The organism is Streptomyces yatensis, assembly GCF_018069625.1.
Classification (GTDB): Bacteria; Actinomycetota; Actinomycetes; order Streptomycetales; family Streptomycetaceae; genus Streptomyces; species Streptomyces yatensis.
The window spans coordinates 2,761,527-2,785,514 of record NZ_CP072941.1 but is presented as its reverse complement, the minus strand read 5'-3'; the positions used below and the strand labels follow the sequence as shown (position 1 = coordinate 2,785,514).

21 protein-coding genes and 1 pseudogene are annotated in these 23,988 nt (G+C 73.2%); 9 read left to right on the top strand and 13 right to left on the bottom strand.

Annotated elements, in window-relative coordinates:
- Positions 1–41: 41 nt before the first annotated feature.
- Together J8403_RS11190 and J8403_RS11185 are read left to right on the top strand one after the other, a co-directional pair.
- Positions 42–2,321 carry a DUF5107 domain-containing protein gene (locus tag J8403_RS11190; protein WP_211123057.1) on the top strand — a complete coding sequence of 760 codons (2,280 nt, stop codon included), beginning with the start codon at positions 42–44 and terminating at the stop codon, positions 2,319–2,321.
- A 793-nt stretch (positions 2,322–3,114) separates the two neighbouring features.
- On the top strand, positions 3,115–3,567 hold the full coding sequence (locus J8403_RS11185; protein ID WP_059142013.1) for a DUF5709 domain-containing protein: 453 nt from the start codon (positions 3,115–3,117) through the stop codon (positions 3,565–3,567).
- A gap of 32 nt (positions 3,568–3,599) precedes the next feature.
- On the opposite strand, the gene J8403_RS11180 is transcribed toward J8403_RS11185, so the two are convergent.
- The 5 genes from J8403_RS11180 to J8403_RS11160 all read right to left on the bottom strand — a co-directional run bounded on the left by J8403_RS11180 (position 3,600) and on the right by J8403_RS11160 (position 7,218).
- Positions 3,600–3,953, bottom strand: a complete 354-nt coding sequence (locus tag J8403_RS11180; protein WP_014055744.1) for a VOC family protein — start codon at positions 3,951–3,953, stop codon at positions 3,600–3,602.
- Between the two features lie 23 nt (positions 3,954–3,976).
- Positions 3,977–4,792 carry a class I SAM-dependent methyltransferase gene (locus J8403_RS11175; RefSeq protein ID WP_211123056.1) on the bottom strand — a complete coding sequence of 272 codons (816 nt, stop codon included), beginning with the start codon at positions 4,790–4,792 and terminating at the stop codon, positions 3,977–3,979.
- Positions 4,793–4,992: 200 nt separating this feature from the next.
- The gene (locus J8403_RS11170) at positions 4,993–5,376 is read right to left on the bottom strand and encodes a CBS domain-containing protein (protein ID WP_211123055.1); all 384 of its coding nucleotides are present in this window, start codon (positions 5,374–5,376) and stop codon (positions 4,993–4,995) included.
- Between the two features lie 181 nt (positions 5,377–5,557).
- Positions 5,558–5,941: a DUF2795 domain-containing protein gene (locus J8403_RS11165; RefSeq protein ID WP_211123054.1), complete on the bottom strand. Its 384-nt coding sequence runs from the start codon at positions 5,939–5,941 to the stop codon at positions 5,558–5,560.
- 77 nt (positions 5,942–6,018) lie between these two features.
- Positions 6,019–7,218, bottom strand: coding sequence for a baeRF2 domain-containing protein (locus J8403_RS11160; RefSeq protein WP_211123053.1), 1,200 nt, complete (start codon positions 7,216–7,218; stop codon positions 6,019–6,021).
- Positions 7,219–7,541: 323 nt separating this feature from the next.
- Here J8403_RS11160 and J8403_RS43580 point away from each other — a divergent pair.
- A pseudogene (locus tag J8403_RS43580) lies at positions 7,542–7,826 on the top strand (phage holin family protein); the annotation flags it as partial.
- A gap of 55 nt (positions 7,827–7,881) precedes the next feature.
- Here the strand turns inward: J8403_RS43580 and J8403_RS43575 are convergent.
- Entirely contained in the window at positions 7,882–8,025 is a 144-nt protein-coding gene (locus J8403_RS43575) for a hypothetical protein (protein WP_246586451.1), read from the bottom strand.
- 41 nt (positions 8,026–8,066) lie between these two features.
- On the opposite strand from J8403_RS43575, the gene J8403_RS11150 reads away from it, so the two are divergent.
- Positions 8,067–8,642 carry a TIGR03086 family metal-binding protein gene (locus J8403_RS11150; protein ID WP_211123051.1) on the top strand — a complete coding sequence of 192 codons (576 nt, stop codon included), beginning with the start codon at positions 8,067–8,069 and terminating at the stop codon, positions 8,640–8,642.
- Positions 8,643–9,501: 859 nt separating this feature from the next.
- On the opposite strand, the gene J8403_RS11145 is transcribed toward J8403_RS11150, so the two are convergent.
- From J8403_RS11145 to J8403_RS11125, 5 genes are all read right to left on the bottom strand, one after another.
- Positions 9,502–11,601 carry a catalase gene (locus J8403_RS11145; protein WP_211123050.1) on the bottom strand — a complete coding sequence of 700 codons (2,100 nt, stop codon included), beginning with the start codon at positions 11,599–11,601 and terminating at the stop codon, positions 9,502–9,504.
- Positions 11,598–12,152: a type 1 glutamine amidotransferase domain-containing protein gene (locus tag J8403_RS11140; RefSeq protein ID WP_211123049.1), complete on the bottom strand. Its 555-nt coding sequence runs from the start codon at positions 12,150–12,152 to the stop codon at positions 11,598–11,600. The genes J8403_RS11145 and J8403_RS11140 overlap by 4 nt, the downstream gene beginning before the upstream one ends.
- Positions 12,153–12,253: 101 nt before the next feature.
- A complete protein-coding gene (locus J8403_RS11135) occupies positions 12,254–14,059 on the bottom strand; it encodes a thiamine pyrophosphate-requiring protein (protein ID WP_211123048.1) in 1,806 nt (601 codons plus the stop codon).
- 118 nt (positions 14,060–14,177) lie between these two features.
- On the bottom strand, positions 14,178–15,143 hold the full coding sequence (locus tag J8403_RS11130) for a TIGR03557 family F420-dependent LLM class oxidoreductase (RefSeq protein WP_211123047.1): 966 nt from the start codon (positions 15,141–15,143) through the stop codon (positions 14,178–14,180).
- Positions 15,144–15,483: 340 nt separating this feature from the next.
- Positions 15,484–16,680: a PAS domain-containing protein gene (locus J8403_RS11125; RefSeq protein WP_211123046.1), complete on the bottom strand. Its 1,197-nt coding sequence runs from the start codon at positions 16,678–16,680 to the stop codon at positions 15,484–15,486.
- A 156-nt stretch (positions 16,681–16,836) separates the two neighbouring features.
- Between J8403_RS11125 and J8403_RS11120 the strand changes: the two genes are divergently transcribed.
- A complete protein-coding gene (locus J8403_RS11120; protein ID WP_211123045.1) occupies positions 16,837–17,625 on the top strand; it encodes an ANTAR domain-containing response regulator in 789 nt (262 codons plus the stop codon).
- Here the strand turns inward: J8403_RS11120 and J8403_RS11115 are convergent.
- Positions 17,549–18,091, bottom strand: coding sequence for a hemerythrin domain-containing protein (locus J8403_RS11115; RefSeq protein ID WP_211123044.1), 543 nt, complete (start codon positions 18,089–18,091; stop codon positions 17,549–17,551). The genes J8403_RS11120 and J8403_RS11115 overlap by 77 nt on opposite strands.
- A 103-nt stretch (positions 18,092–18,194) precedes the next feature.
- On the opposite strand from J8403_RS11115, the gene J8403_RS11110 reads away from it, so the two are divergent.
- The 4 genes from J8403_RS11110 to J8403_RS11095 all read left to right on the top strand — a co-directional run bounded on the left by J8403_RS11110 (position 18,195) and on the right by J8403_RS11095 (position 23,092).
- Positions 18,195–19,418 carry an aminotransferase class I/II-fold pyridoxal phosphate-dependent enzyme gene (locus J8403_RS11110; protein ID WP_211123043.1) on the top strand — a complete coding sequence of 408 codons (1,224 nt, stop codon included), beginning with the start codon at positions 18,195–18,197 and terminating at the stop codon, positions 19,416–19,418.
- 258 nt (positions 19,419–19,676) lie between these two features.
- On the top strand, positions 19,677–20,846 hold the full coding sequence (locus tag J8403_RS11105; RefSeq protein WP_343245363.1) for an MBL fold metallo-hydrolase: 1,170 nt from the start codon (positions 19,677–19,679) through the stop codon (positions 20,844–20,846).
- A gap of 84 nt (positions 20,847–20,930) precedes the next feature.
- Positions 20,931–22,007: a right-handed parallel beta-helix repeat-containing protein gene (locus tag J8403_RS11100; protein ID WP_211123042.1), complete on the top strand. Its 1,077-nt coding sequence runs from the start codon at positions 20,931–20,933 to the stop codon at positions 22,005–22,007.
- An 11-nt stretch (positions 22,008–22,018) separates the two neighbouring features.
- Positions 22,019–23,092 (top strand): methyltransferase, encoded by a 1,074-nt coding sequence (locus J8403_RS11095; protein WP_211123041.1) that lies wholly within the window; start codon positions 22,019–22,021, stop codon positions 23,090–23,092.
- Positions 23,093–23,194: 102 nt separating this feature from the next.
- Here the strand turns inward: J8403_RS11095 and J8403_RS11090 are convergent, their stop codons facing one another.
- The gene (locus J8403_RS11090; protein WP_211123040.1) at positions 23,195–23,920 is read right to left on the bottom strand and encodes a class F sortase; all 726 of its coding nucleotides are present in this window, start codon (positions 23,918–23,920) and stop codon (positions 23,195–23,197) included.
- Positions 23,921–23,988: the final 68 nt, after the last annotated feature.

The window sequence follows — 23,988 nt, the reverse complement described above, 5'->3', positions numbered from 1 at the left end:
CCGCACCGAGGTGACCCAAGGCAGTCGGAGCGAGGCAGCCCGTGGCCACGAGCGTGCGACGTACCACCCTGACCCTTCCCACCGCCCCCGTCGGGCCCGACAACCCCCTGCCCGCGCTGCGTCCCCTCGACGAGGTGCACCGCGTGGACGACCGCGTCCGGGCCACGCTCCCCGCCGACATGGCCCGCCAGGTCGCCCATGCCCCCCTGCGGTCGGTGCTGCCGGTCCGGCTGCGCGACGGCTACGGCCGCGACCGCGCCCCCGCCACGCTCGACGCCATCGTCCTGGAGAACGACCGGCTGCGGGCCACGGTGCTGCCCGGGCTCGGCGGCCGGGTCCACTCGCTGATCCACAAGGCCACCGGTCATTCCGCCGACACCGAGCTGCTGTACCGCAACCCGGTGCTCCAGCCCGCCGACTTCGCCCTCAACGGCGCCTGGTTCTCCGGCGGGATCGAGTGGAACATCGGCGCCACCGGCCACACCACCCTGTCCTGCGCACCCCTGCACGCCGCCCGCGTCCCCGCCCCCGACGCCGCCGAAGGGGGCGCGATGGTGCGGCTGTGGGAGTGGGAGCGGCTGCGCGATCTGCCCTTCCAGGTGGATCTGTGGCTGCCCGCCGACTCCGCGTTCCTCTACGTGGGCGTCAGGATCCGCAACCCCCACCACCTCCCCGCCCCCGTCTACTGGTGGTCCAACATCGCCGTCCCCGAGGACGAGCACACCCGCGTCCTCGCCCCCGCCGACGACGCCTGGCACTTCGGCTACGCCCGCACCCTCAGCCGGGTTCCGGTCCCGGAGTGGGACGGCGCCGACCGCACCTATCCGCTCCGCGGCGCCTACCCCGCCGACTACTTCTACGAGGTGCCCGACGGCGCCCGCCGCTGGATCGCCTCGCTCGACGCCGACGGCAGCGGCCTCGTCCAGACCTCGACCGATCTGCTGCGCGGCCGCAAGCTCTTCGTCTGGGGCGCGGGCCCCGGGGGGCGGCGCTGGCAGCAGTGGCTGACCGAGCCCGGCACCGGCGGCTACGCCGAGATCCAGGCCGGGCTCGCCCGCACCCAGCTCGAGCACATCCCGCTGGAGGCGGGCGAGGAGTTCGCCTGGCTGGAGGCGTACGGCCCGCTGACCGCCGACCCGGCCGCCGTCCACGGCACCGACTGGGCGGCCGCCCGCCGTGAGACCGAGACCCGGCTGGAGGCGGCGCTGCCGCGCGCCGCGGTCGACGCGGCCTACGCCGCCTGGCGCCCGTACGCCGACGCGGAACCGGCGGAGCGTCTCGCGACCGGCTCCGGCTGGGGCGCGCTGGAGGCCGAGCGCGGCGGGTTCGAGCTGCCCGGTACGCCGTTCGACCCGGGCACGCTGGGGGAGGACCAGGAGCCGTGGCGCCGGTTGCTGCGCACCGGCGCCCTCCCCGACTGGGAGCCGGGCCCCTCCCGGGCCGACCCCGGGGCCTCCCTGGTCGCGCCCGCCTGGCGCGACCTCCTCGAAGCGGCCCCCTCGACCGCCGCCGCCGAATACCACCTGGGCGTCGCCCAGTGGCATGCGGGCGACCGCGCACAGGCCGAGCGCAGCTGGGAGCGGTCGCTGCGGTGCGCCGAGACGCCCTGGGCACTGCGCTGTCTGGCCGTCGCCGACACCGCCTCCGGCCATCCGGCACGCGCGGCGGACCGGCTGCTGCGCGCCGTACAGCTCCTCCTCGCCTCGGGCGCCGTCCCGCCGGGGGAGGCGGACCCGGCGCTCGAAGCGGATCCGGCGCTCGAAGCGGATCCGGTGCTCGAAGCCGATCCGGTGCTCGAAGCCGATCCGGTGCTCGAAGCGGCGGGAGCGGGGCAGGGGCCGGGAGTAGGAGGGGGCGCGGCGCAGGGGGCAGAGCCGGCCGGAGCGCCGACCCCGACGGCCGTCTCGCTGGCCGCACCGCCCGTCGCCGCCACCGCCGACCCGGTCGCCCTGGAGGCGGCCGAGACGGCGCTCGGCCGGGAGGCGATCGTCGCGCTGCTCGCGGCCGACCGCGCCGGCGACGCCACAGCGGTCCTCGACGCCCTGCGCCCCACCATCCGGTCCCGTGGCCGCTTCCGGCTGCTGCGCGCCCAGGTGCTCCTGGCCCAGGGCGACGCCCCGGCTGCCCGCGCCGTCTTCGACGAGGGCTTCGAGGTCTGCGATCTGCGCGAGGGCGACGAGGCGTTGAGCGACACGTGGTACGCGATCGTGGAGCGGCTGGTGGCGGGGACAGATGAGCCCCTGACCGAGGAAGCCCGGGCCCGGGCCAGGACCGAGCACCCACTGCCCGGCCGCTACGAATTCCGAATGCGCCCCACGTAGCGGGCCTACGGCCCGCATTGGGTCGGTACGGGGTGCGCCCCCGAGCGTCCTGCGCTCGAGGGCGCCCCCAGGCGGCTTCGCGCGAAGCGGGCTCGCCTGGTTGCCCCCCGCGGCCCGCAGACAGTCTCGTCCGGAAGCGGGTCTGCCCCGGTTGCGCTCGGCCCCGGCCGGAAGCGGGCGTGCCCGGGTAGCGCCCGCAAGCGGCCTGCAGCGGCCTGCGTCCCGCGTGGGGGCATGCCCGGGATTGCGCCCGCGTGGCGCGTTGCCTGATCGGGTTGTGCCCGCAGGTGGCTTCGTCCGGGAGTGGGGCTGTCTGGGTTCTCGCCGGAGGCGGTCATGGACGAGAGGGGGCCTGCTCGGCAAGCGGCCGCAGGTGGCCTGTGCCCCCCAAGTGGGCTGCGGTCCGCATGGCGGCCTGCTCGGGTTCCGCCCCCCGCATGGTGCGTGGGCTGGCCGGGTTGTGCCCGCAGGCGGCATTGCTCGAGAGCGGGCCTGGCCGGGGCGTGCCCGCAGGCGGTCTGCGCCCTCTCAGTGGCCCGTGGTCCGCATAGGGGCCTGACCGGCTTGCGCCCCCAGGCGGCCTCGCCCGACAGCGGCCGTGCTCGCGAGCGGGCCTGCCCGGGGCGCAGGGGGCGGGCGGACGCGCCCCGCACTTGGGCTGCGTCCCCCATGGGCCTGTGCGGCTCCGTCCGCGTTCGCGTCGCCGCGGCCCGGTTCGCATAGGGCTGGGCCATCGGGGCACCCGGGCGCGGATGTCGGCATAGCGCATGAGCGAGCGGAAGGAGCCGCGACCGTGAGGACACCGCATGACCCCGGCGCGGATCCCGAGGACGAGGGGATCCCCGATCTGCAGGACGGTACGCCCGAGCAGCAGCGGGCCGAGGATCCTGAGCAGTTGCCCGTGCCCGGGGATGAGCCGACGATCGCCGCGTACCGGGACACCACGAGCGCGGAGACGCATGAGCGGGAGTCGCTCGAGGAGCGCTTGACCGATGAGGAGCCGGAGACCGGGGAGCCGGTCGGCACCGAGGCGGAACGCGCGGGGCTGCTGTACGACGAGCCGGACCCCGACTTCCCGCGGGAGCAGGACGTCTACTCCCAGGAGGGCTCGACCAGCGGGCTGTCCGCCGAGGAAGAGGCGGTCCGGATCAAGAGCGATGAGCTCCGTGATGTGGACGATCTCTACGAGGAGTACGAGGAGTTCGACGACGGGGAGCTCACCGAGGATCCGGGACCGCCCTCCTGACGGGTCTGCCGGACGGTGAGTTCACGGGCGGGTCACGCCATCGGATTCCGGTCGACGTACTCGAAGATCGAGCCGTCGGGGTGGCGCGCCACCAGGGTCCGGCCCACGGGGGCGGGCAGTGGACCGGCCACGATCTGCCCACCGACGGCCGTGAGATCCGCGATCGCCTCGTCCACGTCCTTCACCGCGATCGTCGCCGTGATCTTGCGAAGAATCGACAGTTCCGACTCCGGACCGCTCATCAGAAAGAAGCAGCCGACCGCCGCGACGGAGACGGGCCCGCGCTGGAAGCGCACCGCCTCGGCTCCCGTCAGCCGTTCGTAGACGGCGATCGCCGAATCCAGATCGTCGACGCACACGCGGAGTGAAGTCCCCAGAATATCCATGCGGGCGAGCCTAGTTGAACTGCTCAGACGCGGCAGAGGATCTCACCGTGCAGGACGGCGAACCAACCGTCCGGGGCCTCGCCCCACGCCCGCCACGCCTCCGCGATCGACCGCAGCTCCTCCTCGGTGGCATGGCCGCCGTCCACCGCGCGCCGGGCGTAGGCGGAGGCGACCGTGCGGTCCGCCCACAGCCCGCTCCACCACGCCCGCTCCTCCTCGGTGGCGTAGCACCACGCCGAGGCGGTCGAGGTGATGTCGATGTCGGTGAACCCCGCCTCCAGCGCCCAGGAGCGCAGCCTGCGACCGGCGTCCGGCTCACCGCCGTTGGCCCGCGCGACCCGGCGGTAGAGATCCAGCCAGCCGTCCAGGCCGGGCACGGATGGATACCAGGTCATGGCGGCGTAGTCGGAGTCGCGCACCGCCACGACGCCGCCCGGCGCGCACACCCGCCGCATCTCGCGCAGCGCCCCCACCGGGTCGCCGACGTGCTGCAGCACCTGATGGGCGTGGACCACGCAGAAGGAGTCGTCGGGGTAGTCCAGCGCGTGGACGTCGGCGACCGCGAAGGACACGTTCGCCAGCCCGCGCTCCTCGGCCACCGAGCGGGCCCGCTCCAGGACGGAGTCCTCGGCGTCGATGCCCGTGACCTGTCCCTGGGGGACCAGTTCGGCCAGGTCGGCGGTGATGGTGCCGGGGCCGCAGCCGATGTCCAGGATCCGCATATGGGGCCGCAGACGGCCGGTGAGGTATGCGGCGGAGTTGGCCGCCGTGCGCCAGGTGTGCGAGCGCAGCACCGACTCATGGTGGCCGTGGGTGTAGACGGCGGCGTCCTTCGGCATGGCGGAACTCCCCCTTCGGGACCGGCGAGCGGGTGGCTCCACGGTAGAAGGCATCTCGCATCACGAGAAGAACCGTCTCACTATGCAGGCAGCGGCGTTGTGTGCGGCGCCGTGCGGCGCCGTGAGCGTCATGCCGAAATGGCGAAGGGGCGGCGGGGGAGGACCCCCGCCGCCCCTTCGGCGGAACGTGCCGCGGGAATTCAGGGCGGCTCCGTCACATCGCCCAGGCTGATCACGCCCAGCGGACGCCCCGCCTCGACGACCGGAAGCCGCGCTACCGCATGTCTCCGCATGAGTGCGGCCGCCTCGGCCAGCTCCTCGTCCGGCCCGATGGTCACCGGGTCCGGCGTGCACACGGCATGGCAGGTGACGGCGAGGGGGTCGATGCCCTCGGCGACGGCGCGGAGAGTGATGTCACGGTCGGTGAGCACACCGAGCAGCTCCCCGTCGCTGGCGACCAGCACATCGCCGATGCCCTGTGCGCGCATCACCTGAGCGGCTTCCACCAGCGAGGCATCGGGGTGCACCCAGACCACGGGCCGCGTCATGACTTCCCGCACATAGCGAGGTGGGTCCTGGGACATCTGTCCACCTCCCCTTCGTGGGTGATGTGCTGCCCGCAGTACCCGCGCGGGGCGGGGACTATGCGTGCCGGTGTGCGCCGGCCCTCCATGACTGGGCGTCCCACCAGTCTGGCCGGCCCGCCATGTCTGGGCGTCCCACCATGGCTGGCCGCCCCATCGAGTCTCGCCGTCCCTCCATGTCCTACGAGGCCGGGCGCAGCCCCAGCGCCGAGACCACCTCCTGCACCGTGTGGAACGTCCGGTCCGCGGGCAGTTCCTCGGCCAGAGCGATCAGACCGTCCGGTGCGTGCCGTTCCTCCAGGACGCGCAACAGCTCCTCACGATCGGCGGGGAACGACGTACGTCCCAGCCGGCGCGCGAACTCGAACCGCACCGCCTCGGCCTCACCGGTCGTCCCGCGGGCCGGGATCGGCCCCATGGTCACGTCCGGGTCGTCGTCGGCGGCCGGCTCCGGGTCGTGCCACTCCTCGGCACGGGTCGGGTGCCCGGAGCGGATCAGCCCCTGGAGCTCGTGCTTCATCTCGTCGTCCTTGTGGACGCTCAGCCGGTCGCTGCCTCGCTGCATGTCGGTCCCCTTCCTCAGCGGGTCCGTATATCTCTCCCGGGTCGGTCGTCTCCCGGGATGGTCGTCTCCCGGGATGGTCAGTCCGCGCCGCCCTCGTACGGCCAGCGCAGCAGTGCGCCGAGGCCGCCCACCGGGATGTTGTCGCCGTATGTCTCCCCGTCGGCCGACGGCACCGTCAGCACCTCGGCGCCGGTGAGCGCGGCCGAGCGGATCAGCGCGTCGTCGGCGCGGGCCGGGGACGGCCGTGCGTCGCCCAGATACTGGACATCGGTGCGACGCAAGGCCAGCTGGTCCGGTTCGGTGCCCACCCATACCTCGCGGTAGAGATCGGGCCCGTCGGGGCGTATCAGCAACGAGCCTATGCGGTGTTCGCGCGCCGCGTCGACCAGTGCCGGAACTCCTTCGGCCGCCTCCACGCGCCCGTCCGAGGGCATCCGGCCGGCCCGGAACCGCTCCATCGCCGCCACGCCGCGCTCCTGCGCATGCCGGGCGCGGGCGCCGTCCACCTCCTGGTCCAGCAGCCGGGCGGCGTGGGTGCCGGGCGAGGCGGAACCGGGGGCGCGGCCCCCGCGCGCGGTCTCCACCGCCACCGAGCGCAGCGCCTTGGGCAGCTGGTCACGGACTGCGCGCCGCTCGCGCGGGTCCCCGGCCAGCACCACCAGATCCGCCTGGGTCTCCTCCTGGCAGGCGCGCAGCTCGTCGGCGATCAGCGCCGCGTTGTGCTCCCAGGTGTTCTCCGTCTTGAGCTGGAAGTGGCGCTCCGACCAGTCGGCACTGGCGGTGCGGTGCACCGGCCACTGCCGTCCGTGCACCGAGCCGAGCCGGTCGCCGGCGTGGCCGTCGCGCAGACCGTGCCCGTCCCGCAGCTCGACGTCCGCGCCGGTGCGGTCGATGTACGCCACCAGGCAGGACGGGTCCTCGCCGGTCAGCTCCAGCAGTGGTCCCACATGTGGCAGCGCCGACCAGCACGGGGCTTCGCCCATCGGCGGCGGGGTCGGCAACGGGGTGTCGACGACCACCTCACCGGCCGTGGCGAAGACGGCCCGGCCCGCCGCCGGCCCGGGGCCGGGTGGCGCCGCGGTCAGCCTCTCGTACACCGCACGGCAGGTGGCCCGGTCGGCGCCCTGCCCTTCCAGTCGGCGACCGGCCTCGCGGGCGGCGCGTTCCCGCTCCTGCGCGGCGGACTCGTCCGGGTGCGAGGTGTCGAAGTAGACGCTGGCCCAGGGGCCCGGGCGGTCGGGGCGCTCGTACAGCGGTTGGAGATGTCCGAGTCGCATGTACTCCCTCCAGATTTCGCGTCCCCCACGCGTACCCGTCACGATGGCATCAACACGAGGTCGCGGTGTGCGTTTGACGAGCCCGGGGGCGTTTGAGGACGCCGGGGACGGGGACCCGTGGTGCGGCCGAGCGGCCCGTAGGGAGTGAGGAGCGGCGTCGGACGTGGAAATCAGGGGCCGCGTTCGACGCCGTGCCCTGCCCTGCCCTGCGGACGTGCCCGCGTATCCGTGTCCCGTCCGTGTCCCGTCCGTTTTACGTTTCCGGCCCCGACCGTGTCGGCTGGGACTGTTAACGAGGATGGGGCACGGGTACCCGGCGGCGCATGACTGATAAATCGGGCTATCCGAAGGCGGGCATACCCTCGTCCGGGGACCTGGCGGAGCCGGTCGCCCGGGCCGTCCGCGACGAAGTCCGCAGGGAGCTGCGCGAGCAGTCCGGACGGCGCGCGGTCCGCCTCTACGGTGGCGCGGCGGCGGCCGCGCTCTACGCGGGGGGTGCGCTCACGGCGTGCCTGGTGCTGCTCCTCGCCCTCGCGCTTCCGGCGTGGGCGGCGGCGCTGATCGTCTTCGCGCTGTTGCTGGTGGCGGCGGGGTGGCTGAAGAACTCCGCGGCGCAGGCGTCGGGGCGGACCACGCCGTCGGCGCCCTCGGGTCCTGTCCCGCCTACAGGTCCATCGGGCTCTTCGGGTCCTGCCGCTCCTTCGGGCCCTGCCGCTCCTTCAGGGCCCGCCGGGCCCTCCGCGCCTCCCACGCCGCCGACGCCTCCGCCTCCGCCTCCGCCACCTCCGGCGCCGGGGTCCGGGGCACCTCCTCAGCCCCCTCAGCCTCCTCGGACGGGGTGATCGCCCATGGCGGAGAATCCGCTGCTGGCCAGGCACGGCGAGGCGCTGGACCTCTTCACCGAACGGGTGCACGAGATCCGGCCCAACCAGTGGGACGACCCGACGCCCTGCACCGAGTGGACCGTGCGGGATCTGGTGAACCATCTCGCGGTCGAGCAGATGTGGGTGCCGCCGCTGGTCCGGGAGGGGGCGAGCGTCGCCGACCAGAGCGATGCGCTGGAGGGCGATCTGCTCGGTGACGACCCGGTCGCGACGTGGGACGTGGTGGCCGCCGCGGCGCGGGACGCCTTCCGCGAGCCGGGGGCCCTCGACCGGACGGTCGAGCTCTCGTACGGGGAGAGCCCCGCCACGCATTACTGTGCCCAGATGACGGCTGACGCGGCCGTCCACGCGTGGGATCTGGCGCGGGCCATTGGGGCGGAGGAACGCATTCCGAAGCCGCTGGTGGACTTTTCGGTGCGGGAAGTCGCGCCGTATGCGGCGGACTTGGAGGAGAGCGGGCTTTTTGCGGCCCCCGTGGAGCCGCCGGCGGGGGCGGATGCGCAGGCTCGGCTCTTGGCGTTGCTCGGCCGCGAGCCGTAGCGGGGGTGGCGGGGGCGGGGCGTGGGCGCCTCCGGCGGAGAGCCCCCACCCCGCCCCTTCCCGAAACGAGGGGCTCCGCCCCCCGCCCCCCGCCGGGGCTCCGCCCCGGACCCCGCTCTCAATCGCCGGAGAGGCTGAAATACAGCACACCGACCCGTGCCGTGCCAACGCACGAGCGAGCCCCGGAGGCCAAACGCATCGGCGCACAGACGGCCCCACTCCAGGCCCTGCCCGCCCCGCGACCGCCCCCAAGACCCGGGAAGCCGGGGCGGGCCGACCGCGCCCAGGCGTGCCCGACCCGCCCCGGGGCCTTGGCGTGCGGATGGTCCTGGGTGTGCCCTAAGCGTGAACACGACCCGAGATCCCGCGAAGCCGATCAGGCCAACGGCGCCTAGGCGTGCCGCCCCGCGAACGTCCCCAAGGACCGGGAAGTCGGGCAAGCCGACGGCGTCCGGGCCGCGCCCCGCCGGGCCCCCCGGCGCCTCGGCGTGCCGAGGATCCGGGTCTGCTCGCCCTGCGAACGCCTCCAAAGCCCGGGAAGCCGGGCAAGCCGACCGCGCCCAGGCGTACACGCCCCCGCGAACGCAACCCCGGACCTTGGCGCCCCCGCCGGGTCGACGAGCCCCCCGGCTCCCGTCGGGTCGACAAGCCCCCGGCCCCGCCGGGCTGACGAGCGCGCCGGCTCCCGTCGGGCTGACGAGCCCCCGGCTCCCGTCGGGTCGACAAGCCCCCCGGCTCCCGCCGGGCCACAAGCCCCCGCCCCCGCCGGGCCGACAACCACGGGGTGGGGGTGTGAGCGGAGGAAACTCCGCTCACACCCCCACCCCATGACCGGCCGGCCCACCGCGCCCCGCGGAATTCAGCAGCGGACTCGCGGGCGGTCCCAGTGGCGGTGGGCCGCTATCGCTTCGGTGAAGGCCCTGGTGAATTCCTCGCTCGCCGTGCCCGTCGTCGTGTCCGTGACCACGCCTCGGTCGGTGCAGACGTGGCCGTGGCCGGAGGCGATGTGGAGGCCCTCCGGGTCGAGGGAGGAGAGGACGCCGACGCCCGAGCCGAGGGCGCCGATGGGTTTGCCGTGGCGGTAGGCGTCGCGGACGAAGCGCATGGCCGCGCTGTCGGAGGCCAGGTCGGGGGTGCCGGTGGGGCCGCCGGGGAGGAGGACGGCGTCGTAGAGGACGGAGGCGACCGTGGGGAGGGCGCGGTCGACCGCGTAGCCGTTGCCGTCGGCGCCGGTCACCTTGCCGTCGTGCGGGGCGAGGGCCTCGACGACGGCGCCCTGGGCGGTGAGTGCCTCCTGGGCCTGGGTGAGCTGGGCGGTGTCCACCCCGTCCATGACCAGCACCGCGATCTGGCGGGTGCGGATCGAGCCGTCGCCCCGGAGGTTCTCCAGGCTCAGCGCGGGCGAGGCTTGCGGTTTGTGGTTGTTGGCGCCGGGCTCCGGCATGGCCACGCCGATGCCCTGGGCCACCTGCGAGGCCAGGTCGTAGTCGACCCGGGCCAGTTGCTCGACCGTGCGCTCGCGCACGTGCACCGCGGCGACCTTGCCCAGCTCGAAGCGGAAGGCGTCCACGATATGGCGCTTCTCCCAGTCGCTCATGCTGTTCCAGAACAGCGCGGCCTGGCTGTAGAAGTCCTTGAAGGACTCGCTCCGCTTGCGGATCTTGTGGCCCTCGACCCGCTCCGCGTAGTGGGAGAAGGCATAGCCGTCCGCGCCGGCGAGGGCCGGGCAGCCGCCGCCGAGTGAGTTGGGGGAGTAGTTGGTGCCCTTGTGGATCATGGTCTGGTGGTAGCCGTCCCGGTGGTTGGTCCGGGCCGGGGTGACCGGCTGGTTGACCGGGAGCTGCGAGAAGTTGGGGCCGCCCAGCCGGATCAGCTGGGTGTCCAGGTACGAGAAGTTCCGGGCCTGCAGCAGCGGGTCGTTGGTGAAGTCGATACCGGGGACGACGTTCCCGGTGTGGAAGGCCACCTGCTCGGTCTCGGCGAAGAAGTTGTCCGGGTTGCGGTTCAGCACCATGTGGCCGATCGGCCGCACCGGCACCTGCTCCTCCGGAACGATCTTCGTGGCGTCGAGCAGATCGAAGTCGAAGTTGAACTCGTCCTCCTCCGGGATCAGCTGCACCCCCAGCTCGTACTCGGGGTACTGACCCGCCTCGATCGCCTCCCACAGATCGCGCCGGTTGAAGTCCGGGTCGCGGCCCGCCGCCTCCTGCGCCTCGTCCCACACCAGCGAGTGGACGCCCAGCTTCGGCTTCCAGTGGAACTTCACGAAGGTGCCGCGCCCCTGCGCGTCCACGAAGCGGAAGGTGTGCACCCCGAAGCCCTGCATCATCCGGAAGCTGCGCGGAATCGCCCGGTCCGACATCAGCCACATCATCATGTGCATGGTCTCGGGCTGCAGGGAGACGAAGTCCCACAGGGTGTCATGGGCGGAGGCGCCGGTCGGGATGTCGTTGTGCGGCTCCGGCTTGAGCGCGTGCACGAAGTCGGGGAACTTGATCCCGTCCTGGATGAAGAAGACCGGCATGTTGTTGCCGACCAGGTCGTAGTTGCCCTCGGAGGTGTAGAACTTCGTCGCGAAGCCCCGCACGTCCCGCACCGTGTCCGCCGAGCCCCGGGGCCCCTGCACGGTGGAGAACCGTACGAAGACCGGGGTGCGCACGGACGGATCCTGGAGGAAGGCGGCACGGGTGAACTCCGCACAGGACTCGTACGGCTCGAAGTAGCCGTACGCGCCCGCGCCCCGCGCGTGCACCACCCGCTCCGGGATCCGCTCATGGTCGAAGTGGGTCAGCTTCTCGCGGAAGTGGAAGTCCTCCATCAGCGTCGGGCCGCGTTCGCCCACGGTGAGGGAGTCGTCGGTGTGGTCGACCGCCACGCCCTGGTCGGTGGTCAGCGGTCCTTCGGCGGGGTCGGGGGCACGGTAGTGGTCACGCTGCCGCTCCTTGCGGTCCTCCGTCATGATGCCGATCCCTTCGTCGCCTTCGAGAACTCCTCCAGGAACGCCTCACAGAACGCCTTGAGATCATCGGGCTTACGGCTGGTGATCAGGGCGTTGGGACCGCTGGTGCAGACCTTGACCTGCTCGTCCACCCAGTTCCCGCCGGCGTTGGTGATGTCGGTGCGCAGACTCGGCCAGGAGGTCAGGGTGCGGCCGCGCACCACATCGGCCTCCACCAGCGTCCAGGGGGCGTGGCAGATCGCGGCCACCGGCTTCCCCGCGTCGAAGAAGCCCTTGGCGAAGGCGACGGCCTTGTTGTCCAGGCGCAGGAAGTCGGGATTGGCGACCCCGCCGGGCAGCGCCAGGGCGTCGTACTCCTCGACCGTGGCGTCCTTGACCACCTGGTCGACCTCGAAGGTGTCCGCCTTGTCGAGGTGGTTGAACGCCTGGATACGGCCGGGCTTGGTGGACACCAGACGAGGGGTGCCCCCGGAATCCCGGACCGCCTGCCAGGGGTCGGTCAGCTCGACCTGTTCCACGCCTTCGGGGGCGACGAGAAAGGCGACCTTCATTGCTGCTCACGTCCTTCCGGTCCGGGTATCGCATCTGTCCGGTGCGGCGGGTAGCCAGCGCGGACGGGATCGAAACGGATACATCAGGGGCTACGGGCGCATCAGGCGTCGTCCGTGGTCTTCTTCCGGTGCGGCAGGTACTCCTGCACCTTCGCCTTCAGGCCCTGGCGGACCATGCCCGCCCGGTCCGAGTCGCCCTTCATGATCGACTCGACCGTGGCCTCCATCTGCTCCCAGGTGGCATGCGGCGGGATCGGCGGTACGGCCGGATCGGTGAGGAACTCCACGACCACCGGGCCGTCCGCGGCCAGCGCCTGGCGCCACGCCTGCTCGACCTGCTCGGGCTTCTCCACCCGGATGCCGGTCAGGCCGAGCGATTCGGCGAACCGCGCGTAGGAGACGTCGGGGAGCTGCTGCGAGGGCAGGAACTGCGGCGCCCCGCCCATCGCCCGCATCTCCCAGGTGACCTGGTTGAGGTCCTGGTTGTTCCAGACGCCGATCACCAGCCGGGGGTCCTCCCACGACTGGCGGTACTTGGCCACCGTGATCAGCTCCGCCATGCCGTTCATCTGCATCGCGCCGTCCCCGACCAGCGCCACCGCCGGCCGGTCCGGATGGGCGAACTTGGCGCCGATCGCGTACGGCACCCCGCAGCCCATCGTGGCCAGCGTGCCCGACAGCGAGGCGCGCATCTCGCCGCGCATCCGCAGATGGCGGGCGTACCAGTTGGCCACGGAGCCGGAGTCGCAGGTGATGATGGCGTCGGAGGGCAGCAGCGGATCCAGGCAGTGGGCCACGTACTCGGGGTTGATCGGGTCGGCGGAGACCTCCGCGCGCTGGGACATCACCTCGCGCCAGCGCCGTACGCCCGAGATGATCTCCTCCTGCCAGCCGCGCTCCGTCTTCCGCTCCAGCTGTGGCAGCAGCCGCAGCAGGGTCTCGCGCGCGTCGCCGACCAGATTGACCTCGTACGGATAGCGCATCCCGATCATGTGCGGATCGAGATCGATCTGGACGCCGCGCGCCTTGCCGAACTCCGGCAGGAACTGGGCGTACGGAAAGCTGGAGCCGATCGTCAGCAGCGTGTCGCAGTCCCGCATCATCTCGTACGAGGGCCGGGTGCCCAGCAGCCCGATGGACCCGGTGACATAGGGCAGTTCATCGCTGAGCACATCCAGGCCGAGCAGCGCCTTGGCGACACCGGCGCCGAGGGTCTCGGCGATCCGCCGGACCTCCTCGCGCGCGCCGGCGGCGCCCTGGCCGACCATGATCGCCACCCGCTCGCCGGAGTTCAGCACCTCCGCGGCCCGCTCCACCGCGGTGCTGGACGGCACCGCGGACCAGCCGCTGCGGTCCAGGCTGGAGGGCACCATCTTGAACTCATGGGTGGGCGGGGAGTAGTCGAGGTCCTGCACATCCGCCGGGATGATCACGGCGGTGGGGGCGCGGCGGGCGTAGGCGGTGCGGATCGCCCGGTCCAGGACGTTGGGCAGCTGCTCGGGGACGGTGACCGTCTCCAGGAAGTCGGAGGCCACGTCCTTGAAGAGGCTGTGCAGATCCACCTCCTGCTGGTACGAGCCACCCATCGCGCTGCGGTGGGTCTGGCCGACCAGGGCCACCACCGGCACATGGTCCAGCTTGGCGTCGTACAGCCCGTTCAGCAGGTGGATCGCGCCGGGGCCCGAGGTGGCCGCGCACACCCCGAGGCGGCCGCTGAACTTGGCGTAGCCGACGGCGTCGAAGGCCGCCATCTCCTCGTGCCGGGCCTGGATGAACCGGGGTTCGTTCTCGGCCCGCCCCCATGCGGCGAGCAGGCCGTTGATGCCGTCCCCCGGGTAGCCGAAGACATGCTCGACACCCCACTCGGACAGTCGGGCGAGGATGTAGTCGGCCACTTTCATGGTCATGGTGAGTCATCGCTCCTCTCGGCGGTTCAGCCGTGCTCATGGTTCGAGGCGAGTGGTTCGGGGCGAGCCGGTCCCGGCCGGCCGTGGCGGTTGTCGGCCCGGCTCCCCGCGGCGGTTCTCAGCGGGCCACCTGCGGCAGCACCTTGGTGCGGTAGAAGTCGAAGAAGCCCCGCTGGTCGGGGCCGATCTGATTGACGTAGACGGTGTCGAATCCGGCCTCGGCGTACGCGCTGAGTGCCCGGACATGCGCCTCCGCGTCATCCCCGCAGACCACCTCTTCGGCCAGCCGCTCGGGGGTGACGAGCTGGGCGGCCTGCTCGAACTGGCTCGGGGTGGCCAGCGTCGACAGCACCGCACCGGGCAGCGCCTCGGTCGGCCACAGCCGATGGGCGGTGCGCAGCGCCTCGTCGGGGTCCGGGCCGTAGCACACCTTCAGCCCGCCGCGGGCCGGTTTGCTGTTGCCCCCGGCGCCGCTGCCGCGCCGGAACCGCGCCACCAGTTCCGCGTCCGGGACCACGGTGATGAAGCCGTCGCCGACCCGCCCGGCCAGCGCGGCGGCGGCCGATCCGAAGGCCGCGATGTCGATGGGCACCGGCTCCTCGGGCACCGTGTACAGCCGTGCGTTCTCCACCGTGTAGTGCTTGCCGTGATGGGTGACGCGGTGCCCTTCGAACAGCTGGCGCATCAGCATCACGGCCTCTTCCAGCATCTCCAGCCGGATCGGCGCGGGCGGCCAGCGGTCGCCCAGCACATGCTCGTTCAGCGCCTCGCCGCTGCCCACGCCCAGCCGGAAGCGGCCCTCCAGCAGCACCGAGCTGGTCGCGGCGGCCTGGGCCACGATGGCCGGGTGGATACGGATGATCGGGCAGGTCACCGCGGTCTGCACGGGCAGGCTGGTGGCCTGCGCGAGGGCGCCGATCACCGACCAGACGAAGGGGCTCTGGCCCTGGGCGTCGTTCCAGGGGTGGTAGTGGTCGGAGATCCACAAGGCGCTGAAACCGGCCTGCTCCGCCATCCGGGCCTGCTCGACGAGGTCCGCGGGCCCGTGTTCTTCGGCGGCCAGGAAATAGCCGTACTCGGTCATGGGGCCTCCTCGAGCGCGGAGCCGGCGGATGTCGGCAGATGCGACGGGTAACCGGCGTCCGGGGAAGAAAACCTCGTTTGATCCGGCGCGGGACGGGCAGCGGTGGTGCGCTGAAGGCACGCGCCCGGCGTCGGATCGGCAGGCGCCCGGGGCCGGCGGGCCCGCGCCCGGTGTGGGGCCGGGGCGGGCCCGCGCCCCGTGTGCCGACCAGCGCGCGCCCGCGCCCCGCGTTCTCGCGCCCGCGCCCGGCGTTCTCGCGCCCGCGCCCGGCGTTCTCGCGCCCGCGCCCGGCGTTCTCGCGCCCGCGCCCGGCGTTCTTACGGCTCGCCGCCCCGCCGGGTCACGCCCCCGGCGCCGGGGCCCGCGGCACCGTGCGCGGCATGGCCAGGGCGACATGGCGGGAGATCCGGTCCGCCACGCCCGCCTCCGCCATCTCGAAGGCACCGCGCCCGCCGGTACGGAAGAGCGTGAGCGCCCCGCGGACCGGATCCGTGGCAGCGGCGCGCAGGGGTATGCACAGCAGCGAGGTGACCTCCTCCCGCACCAAGACGGGCGCACCCGTGGCGTCCCGGCCGAAGGCGTCGGCGTCGGCCGGGCTCACCCGCAGCGCGGAGACCCCGTCGGACAGCGCGTCCACCACCAGGGGGCAGTCGGCCGGGTCCTGCTCGGCCAGGGAGGCCGTACGGTCGCCCACCGCGTCCCGCGGGCCGAGCGCCACCACCCGGCGCGCGGTGCCGGGACCGCTCTCCGGGGCCAGGTCGGCGATCACCCAGTCCGCGAACCGGCCGTGCAGCACCTCCGCGGCCCTGGCCAGCACGGCCTCCGGACCGCCCCCGGCCAGCGCCACCCTCAGCAGTGCCGCCGCCATGTCGTCGGCCAAATCCAGCAGCTCGGCATGGCGGGTCACCTCCGCCAGGTCCGGCCGGGACTCCGGGCGCCGCGCCCCGGCCGTCCCCACGCCCGCCGGGGCGCCGATCACCCCGGGCTGGAACGCCGCCAGCACCGCCGGATGGGGCTCGCCCGGCGGCCGCAGCGCGGCCAGGGTCACCCGCACCTCACCATCGGCCGACGGCTGCGACAGCCGCACCGTCAGGCTGCGGTCGCCCTCGCCGCGCGCGACCGCGGCGACCTGCGAGCGCAGCGCCGCCTGCCCGTCCCGCCGCAGCGAGGCGGCGAGCGGACGCCCGGTGGCGTACCCGGCGCGGGTGTGGAAGAGCTGGGTGGCGGCGAAGTTCATGCGCCGCACCACGGTGTCGCGGTCGAGCAGGACCGCAGGGACCGGCAGCCGCTGGAACAGCGCCCGCAGCAGCTGCTGTTCCTGTGGGTCGGCCCGGCCCCCGCCGGGGCTCCGGGACGCCGCCGTCAGCTCGTCGTACCGCGGCCACAGCACGTCGACCACGTGCTGGAGCTCGAAAAGAGCGGCGTCCAGCAAGGACAGCCGCTCCTGCGAGGGCAGCGAGGCCCGCGCGGTCCGCAATTCGTCGACCCGTCTGCGGAAGTCTGTGAGCTCCGCACCAAACTCCTGAGCGCCTGGCATGGGCACACCGTAGCCTGACCGGACGCGGTGGACGGCCCGGGTGTCGTTTTCCGCTCAATGCCGTGGGAAGGCGAAGAAATCGGGGCCCGGACGGGGACGGGACCGTAAGCGCACATCGCACCGGAGCGAAACCGACCGAAAGGAGCGGATCCGGCGATGCCCGACCGTACGCACATCCGCACGGCTTGCCAGACCGACGCGCCGTCCCTCGGCCGCGGCCTGGCCGAACTGGCCGAGCAGGCCGCCGCGGGCACGCGCGACAGCTGCGGGGCGACGGCCACCGCCGTGCTCGCCGAGGAGTCCTCCGGCGCCGCGGCCGCCGACCGGACCACGGCGGCCACCCACCCCGATCTGTCCGCGCTGGTGTCGGTCCAGATGAGCACCGGGGAGGGCCCGATCCTCGCGGCGCTCGACACCGGCCGCCCGGCGGGCGCCGACGATCTGCTCCACGACGACCGCTGGCCGCGCTACCGGGCGCGGGCGCTGGACGCGGGCGTCCGGTCCACCGCCACCCTGCCCTTCGCCTGCGACGGGCTCACCGTGACCGTCTCGGTCTACGGGCTGCGCCCCGGCCCCCTGAAGAAGGCCGCCCAGGGCGCCACCGAACTGCTCGGCGACCTGGCCACCGAGAGCATGGCCCGGGACCGGCTCTACCGCGCCGCCCTCGTCCAGGTCGACCAGCTGGACACGGCGCTGCGCACCCGGCCGGTGGTCGACCAGGCGTGCGGCATCGTCATGTACGTCCTGGGCTGTGACGCGGACCAGGCGTTCAATCTGCTGCGCCGGCTCTCCCAGCGGACCAACAAAAAGCTGGGGGAACTCGCCGGGACCGTGGTGCGCACCCGCGGCCGTGGTCTGGAGAAGGAGCTCATCGCGTTCGACCGGTCAGCCGCTCCCGGACCCGGTCGGCCAGGGTCCGGCCCGGACCGGGACCTTCCGGGCTGACCGGTGGCACGCCCTGCGCGGCGGCCGTCGCCTCGCCGACGCGCAGGCCCAGCATCATCCGCTCCTCGGGGGTGAGCCGCTCCCGCAGCTCGGGGAAGACGAGGTCCTCCTCACCGCGGATATGCATGGCCACCACGTCCATCAGTTCCCGGACCAGCGGGTCGAACCGTCGGTCCCGGGGGTCCACGGCGTCCAGGTCGGACAGGATCCGCTCGGCCTCGGTCAGCTCCTCGATCTCCTCGTCGGCGATCCGGTCGCCGTTCGGCAGCGCCTTGCGGACCGTGGGGTACAGATAGGTCTCCTCGGCCACGGAGTGCCGCACCACCTCCACCGTCATCCGGTCGACGAGCTGCCGCCGCTGGTCGGGGTCGGTGGTGGCGCGGTACCCCTCGAAGAGGTTGCGCACCACGCGGTGGTCCGCGGTGAGGACGTCCACCACATCGTGCTGTTCCGGCATGGCTGTCATGGCGCCCGGGTCCCCCGGCCGCCTTCCGCGAAACGGCGCCGGAGATCTGCGAAGGTGGACATACGCAGGCGGTGACGCGTCCGGCACGGGCGGAGGTGGACGAATGCAGCGGCAGTGGACCGCCCCGGCTCCGGCGGACCGGGACGACGGCGGGCTGCCGGTCCTCCCGGAGCTGCTCGACAGCTTCGTCGCGGCGGCCGGCCACACCGCGCCGGAGCCGGTCGGCGGCTCGGCCGGGCTGCGCTCGGCCGCCTGTGGCTACTGGTCGCGGCGCGGGCTGTGGACCGATCCGGAGCATGTCGTGGTCGCCCCCGGCGCCGAGCCGCTGCTGCTGGCGCTGCTCGCCTCGGGCCCCGGTGGCGATGTGCTGCTGCCCCGCCCCTGCGCCGCCTGGTACGCGCCGCTGGTGCGGCTGGTGGACCGGCGCGCCCACCACGCGCCCGTCCCGGCCGAATGCGGTGGGCTGCCCGATCCCTTCGCGCTGCTGGAGATCGTCCGCAGGATCCGCGCCGAGGGCGGGGTGCCGCGGGTCCTGCTGCTGTCGGTGGCCGACGACCCCACGGGCACGGTGGCCCCGCCCGAGCTGCTGCACGAGGTGTGCGAGGCGGCCGTGGCCGAGGGGCTGCTGATCGTCAGCGACGAGACCTGGCGGGACACCGTTCACCATCCGCATGGCACGGTGCTGCTCAGCCCGGCCGAGATGAGCCCGGAGAACGTGATCGTGCTCTCCGATCTGGTGGGCGCCTTCACCCCGGCGGGCTGGCCCGCCGCGATGGCCCGGTTCCCGGCCACCGAGCGCGGGGTGGAGCTGCGCGGCCGGGTGCTGTCCCTGCTCACCGCCGTACGCTCCGGGCTGCCCGCGTCCATCACGGCGGCCGCCGCCTACGCCCTCGGCGAGCCCGAGCCGGTCCGGGGCCGGATGGCCGCCGCGGCCCGGGCGCACGGGGCCGTGGCCGCGGCCGCCTACCGCGCGCTGACCGCCGTCGGGGCGCTGGCCCGCCCGCCGCAGGCCGGCCGCCATCTCTACGCCGACCTCGACGAGCTGCGCGGGGTGCTCGCCGCACGTGGCATCACCGACTCGGTGGAGCTGGAGCGCGAGCTGGTGCGGCGGATCGGCCGGAGCGTGGCCGGCGGTCATCGCTTCGGCGACCCCCCGCACACCCTGCGGCTCCGGCTGGCGACGCTGCCGCTGCTGGGGGCGTCGGAGGAGGCGCGGCTACGGGCGCTCCAGGCGCCCGATCCGCTGGAACTGCCCCATGTGGCCGCGGCGTTGGCCGACTTCGAGACGGCCTTCCGGGACCTGATCGAGGACGGTCCGGTGGGCTGAGCGGCCCTGGGCCGCCGCCATGACGCCCGGCACGGAAGGGCCGGACCAGAGAGGGAAGGGAGCCAGGCCATGACCGACCACGCCGAGCAGGCCGACCCGGCGGAACCGGCCGACCGGCCCCGTCCGGTCCCGACCACATCCGAGGCGGCCAACCCCGAGCCGGCCGCTCCTGGGCCGGCCGCCCCCGATCCGGCCAGCCCTGATCCGGCCAGCCCCGATCCGGCCGTCCCCGGGTCCTCCAAGCCGGCCAGTCCCGATCTGGCCGCCCCTGCATCGGCCACCTCCGATCGGGCGGCCCGCGCATCGGTTACCTCCGATCCGGCCGGTCCCGATCCTGCCGTCCCCGATCCGGCCACGTCCGAGTCGGGCAGCCCCGATCCGGCTGCTCCCGATCCGGCTGCCCCCGATCCGGCTGCCCCCGAGCCGGCGACCTCCGAGCCGGCCGCCGCCCGGCCGGCCGGCCCCCGGCCGCTGTACGAGGTCCGTCGCTGGCCGCGGTCGTTCGCCGATCGGCTGACCTCGCCGCTGCCCGGGGTGCGGGCGGTGGCCCGGCTGGCGCGGGAGGGGCGGCTCAGACCGCCCGTGAAGACGCTCCGCCAGATCCCCGAGCTGCCCTTCGAGCCGGGGCCGCTGCCGCTCCCCGCCCCCGGCCGGACCGCGGTCACCTGGGCGGGGCACGCCAGTTGGGTGCTGCGGATCGGCGGGCTCACCGTGCTCACCGACCCGGTCTGGGCCCGCAGGATCCTCGGCACCCCGGCCCGGGTCACCCCGGTGGGGGTCCGCTGGGAGGATCTGCCGCCGGTCGACGCGGTCGTCATCAGCCACAACCACTACGACCATCTGGACGCACCCACGGTCAAGCGGCTGCCGAGGACGACGCCGGTCTTCGTCCCGGCCGGGCTCGCCGGCTGGTTCCGGACGCGTGGGTTCACCCGGGTGACCGAGCTCGACTGGTGGGAGGCGGCCGAACTGCCCGGCGAGGACGGCCCGGTCCGCTTCGACTTCGTCCCGGCCCACCACTGGAGCAAGCGCACCCTCACCGACACCTGCCGCTCGCTGTGGGGCGGATGGGTCATCACCGCGCCCGGCGGCCGGCGGGTGTACTTCGCCGGGGACACCGGCTACGGCCACTGGTTCCGGCAGATCGGCCGCCGCTACCCGGGCATCGACGTGGCGCTGCTGCCCATCGGCGCCTATGAGCCGCGCTGGATGCTGGGCGGGGTGCACACCGATCCGGAGGACGCCGTACGGGCGCATCTGGACCTGGGAGCGCGGGTGCTGGCGCCGATGCACTGGTCGACCTTCCTGCTCTCGGCCGAGCCGCCCCTGGAGCCGCTGCACCGGATCCGCGCCGCCTGGGAGGCCACCGGCCGCCCGCGCGAGGAACTGTGGGATCTGCCGGTGGGGGCCTCGCGCGTGCTCGAATAGAGGGCCAAGTGGGGGAATACGGCGCATAGGTGACAGGCAGATCATAAGTGGCGAGTGGTGCGGAGCGCACCTAGCTTCCTGTTCATGCGCACTCCGAAACTTCGTCACCTCGCAGGCCTCACGGCCGTCCTCGTCATCGAACTCGCCCAGCTCCCCGGAGCCCACGCCGCCCCCGTCGACCAGGCCGGGACCCGCCATGTGGTGCAGCCGGGCCAGTCCGTCCAGGCCGCCGTGGACGCCGCCAAGCCCGGCGACACCATCGAGCTCCGGCCCGGCACCTACCGGGAGAACATCCAGATCACCACCGACCGGCTGACCCTGCTCGGCGCGGGCGAGAGCACCGTGCTCTCCCCGGCCGCGAAGCCGTCGGACAACGCCTGTGGCGCGGCCGGCCACGGCATCTGCGTCACCGGGACGGCCCAAGATCCCGTCTCGGATGTACGGATCGGCTCGCTGAAGGTCACCGGCTTCGCCAAGAACGGCATCTGGGGCTCCGGCACCGACCGGATGACCGTGCGGGACACCGTCGCCGAGGACAACGGCCAGCAGGGCATGGGCCAGGAGATGTCCACCCGCGGCACCTTCGCCGACAACGTCTCGCGGAGCAACAAGCAGTCCGGCATCTTCCTGGCCAACACCATCGACGCCGAGGGCGGCGCCACCGACGCCCTGGGCACCCTGGTCACCGGCAACCAGCTCAGCGGCAACCGGACCGGTGTCGTGGTCCGCCGGCTGCGCGACATGACCGTCGAGCGGAACACCATCACCGCCAACTGCGCCGGGGTGTTCATCGTCGGCGACGAATCGACCCCGCGCGCCGGAGACCTGAACGTCCGCCACAACTCCGTGTACGCGAACAACGCCTACTGCGCGGCCACCGACCGGCTCCCCTTCATCCAGGGCGCCGGCATCGTGCTCACCGGCACCGAGGGCACCCGGGTGACGGGCAACCAGGTGACCGACAACGTGGGCACCTCGCCCATGTCCGGCGGGATCGTGCTGTTCACCAGCGTCGTGGGCGCCCCCAACGCCAAGAACGCCGTCAGCCGCAACGTGATGAGCGGCAACAAGCCCGCCGACCTGGCCGACCGGGACAAGGGCCCCGACAACACCTTCACCGACAACGTGTGCGAGCTGTCCGTGCCCACGGGCCGGTGCTGAGAGGCGACGTCATGACCACTGTGGACACCACCACCCCCGCGGCCGCGGCACAGCCCCCACCGGCCGCGCTCCCGCCGCCCATGCAGCTGCGGGAGATCGTCTTCGGCGCCGCACGGGCGGCCTCGGTGCGCGCCGCGGTCCGGCTGCGGATCGCCGACGCGCTGGGGGAGCAGCCCGCCTCCATCGGCGAACTGGCCTCCGCCGTGGACGTCGAGCCCGATCCGCTGCGCCGGCTGCTGCGCTCCCTGGCCTGCTGCCAGATCTTCGCCGAGACCGAGGACGGCCGCTTCCGGCACACCGAGATGTCCCGGCTGCTGCGCGAGGACACCCCGGGCAGTCTGCGGAACATCGCCCTGTGGTGCACCGAGCCGTGGACCTGGGAGGCGTGGCCGCTGCTGGACCGTGCGGTGCGCGGCGGCGGCTGTGTCGTCAACGAGATCTACGGCAAGGACTTCTTCGCCTATCTCCATGAGGACGCCCCCGAGTCGGCCCGGGTGTTCGACGCCGCGATGACCACCTCCAGCCGGCAGTCCGCCGCCGATGTCGCCGCCTTCCTCGACCTCGACGGGGTCAAGGACGTGGTGGACATCGGCGGCGGCCAGGGCCATGTGCTGGCCAGCCTGCTGGAGCGGCACCCGGCGCTGCAGGGCGCGCTGCTGGACCTGCCGCAGGTGGTGGCGAACGCCGATCCGCGGCTGCGGGACGGCGGGCCACTGGCCTCGCGGGCGACGCTGGTGCCCGGCGACTGCCGTCGTGAGGTCCCCGTCGAGGCCGACCTCTACATCATCAAGAACATCCTCGAATGGAACGACGAGAGCACCCGCCGGACGCTCGCCAACGTGGTCGCGGCGGCGCGGCCCGGCGCCAGGGTGGTCGTCATCGAGAACCTCGTCGACAACAGCCCCTCGTCCTTCACCACGGCGATGGACCTGTTCCTGCTGCTCAATGTGGGCGGCCGGAAGCACACCGAGGACAGCATGGTGACGCGGATGACCGAGGCCGGTCTGAACGTGACCGACATCCGGCCGGTCAACGGCGCGCTGCACGCCTTCGACTCCACGGTGCCGGCCAAGGGCCGCCGCTAGCCGCACACACCACGGTGCCCGCGTCGTCCGTCCTCGACGACGCGGGCACCGTGGCGTGTGCTCGGCTTGTCGGCTGCCGGTCCGTCAGCTGATATCGGTCCGTCAGCTGTAGCGGTACGAGCTGAGGTGCGCGAACACCACCACATTGGCCGTGTAGTCCTTGGCCGTGTGGTCATAGGCCCCGCCGCAGGTGATCAGCCGCAGCTGGGCATTGGGGGTGTCCCCGTACACCTTCTGGTCCGGGAAGGCGTTCTTCTTGAACGTCTTGATCTTGTCGACGACGAAGGTCGCGACGATCCCGTCCTCGCGGGTGATGGCCACCTTGCCCTGCGGCTTGAGCTGGCTGAGGGTGGCGAACACCGCCGGGCCGATCTTGGTGTCCACGTGCCCGGCCACGATGGCATTGCCGCGTTCACCGGGGGAGGGGCCGCCCTCGTACCAGCCCACCAGGTTCTGCTCGGTGTCCGGAGGCGGCACCAGCACACCCGACACGTCCAGCGAGAGGGGGGTGAAGGGCGCGCTCACGCCGATCGAGGGGATGTCCAGATGGGACGCGGGGGAGCGCGGCAGCGCGGGTCCCGGACGGGACTCGGGGGCGGCCGTCGACTCCGGGGAGTCCGCGTAGTCGTCCTCGGCCGAAGTGTCGCTCTCCGGTTCGGAGATGGACGCCGGGGCGCTGGCCGCGGGCCGGGCCGACGCCGGGGTGTTCTGCGAGGCGGCGTCGACGGAGTTGTAGATGAGGAATACGCCGATGAGGGCCGACGCGGCGGCCCAGCGGAGGATGCGGGTGTTGCTGTCGGCAGCGCCCTGCTTGGCCGGCTTTCCCATAGGGGTGTTCGCCTTTCTCACAGCGCCTTTCTTACGGTGCTTTTCTCACGGCCGCTTTTCACAGCGCT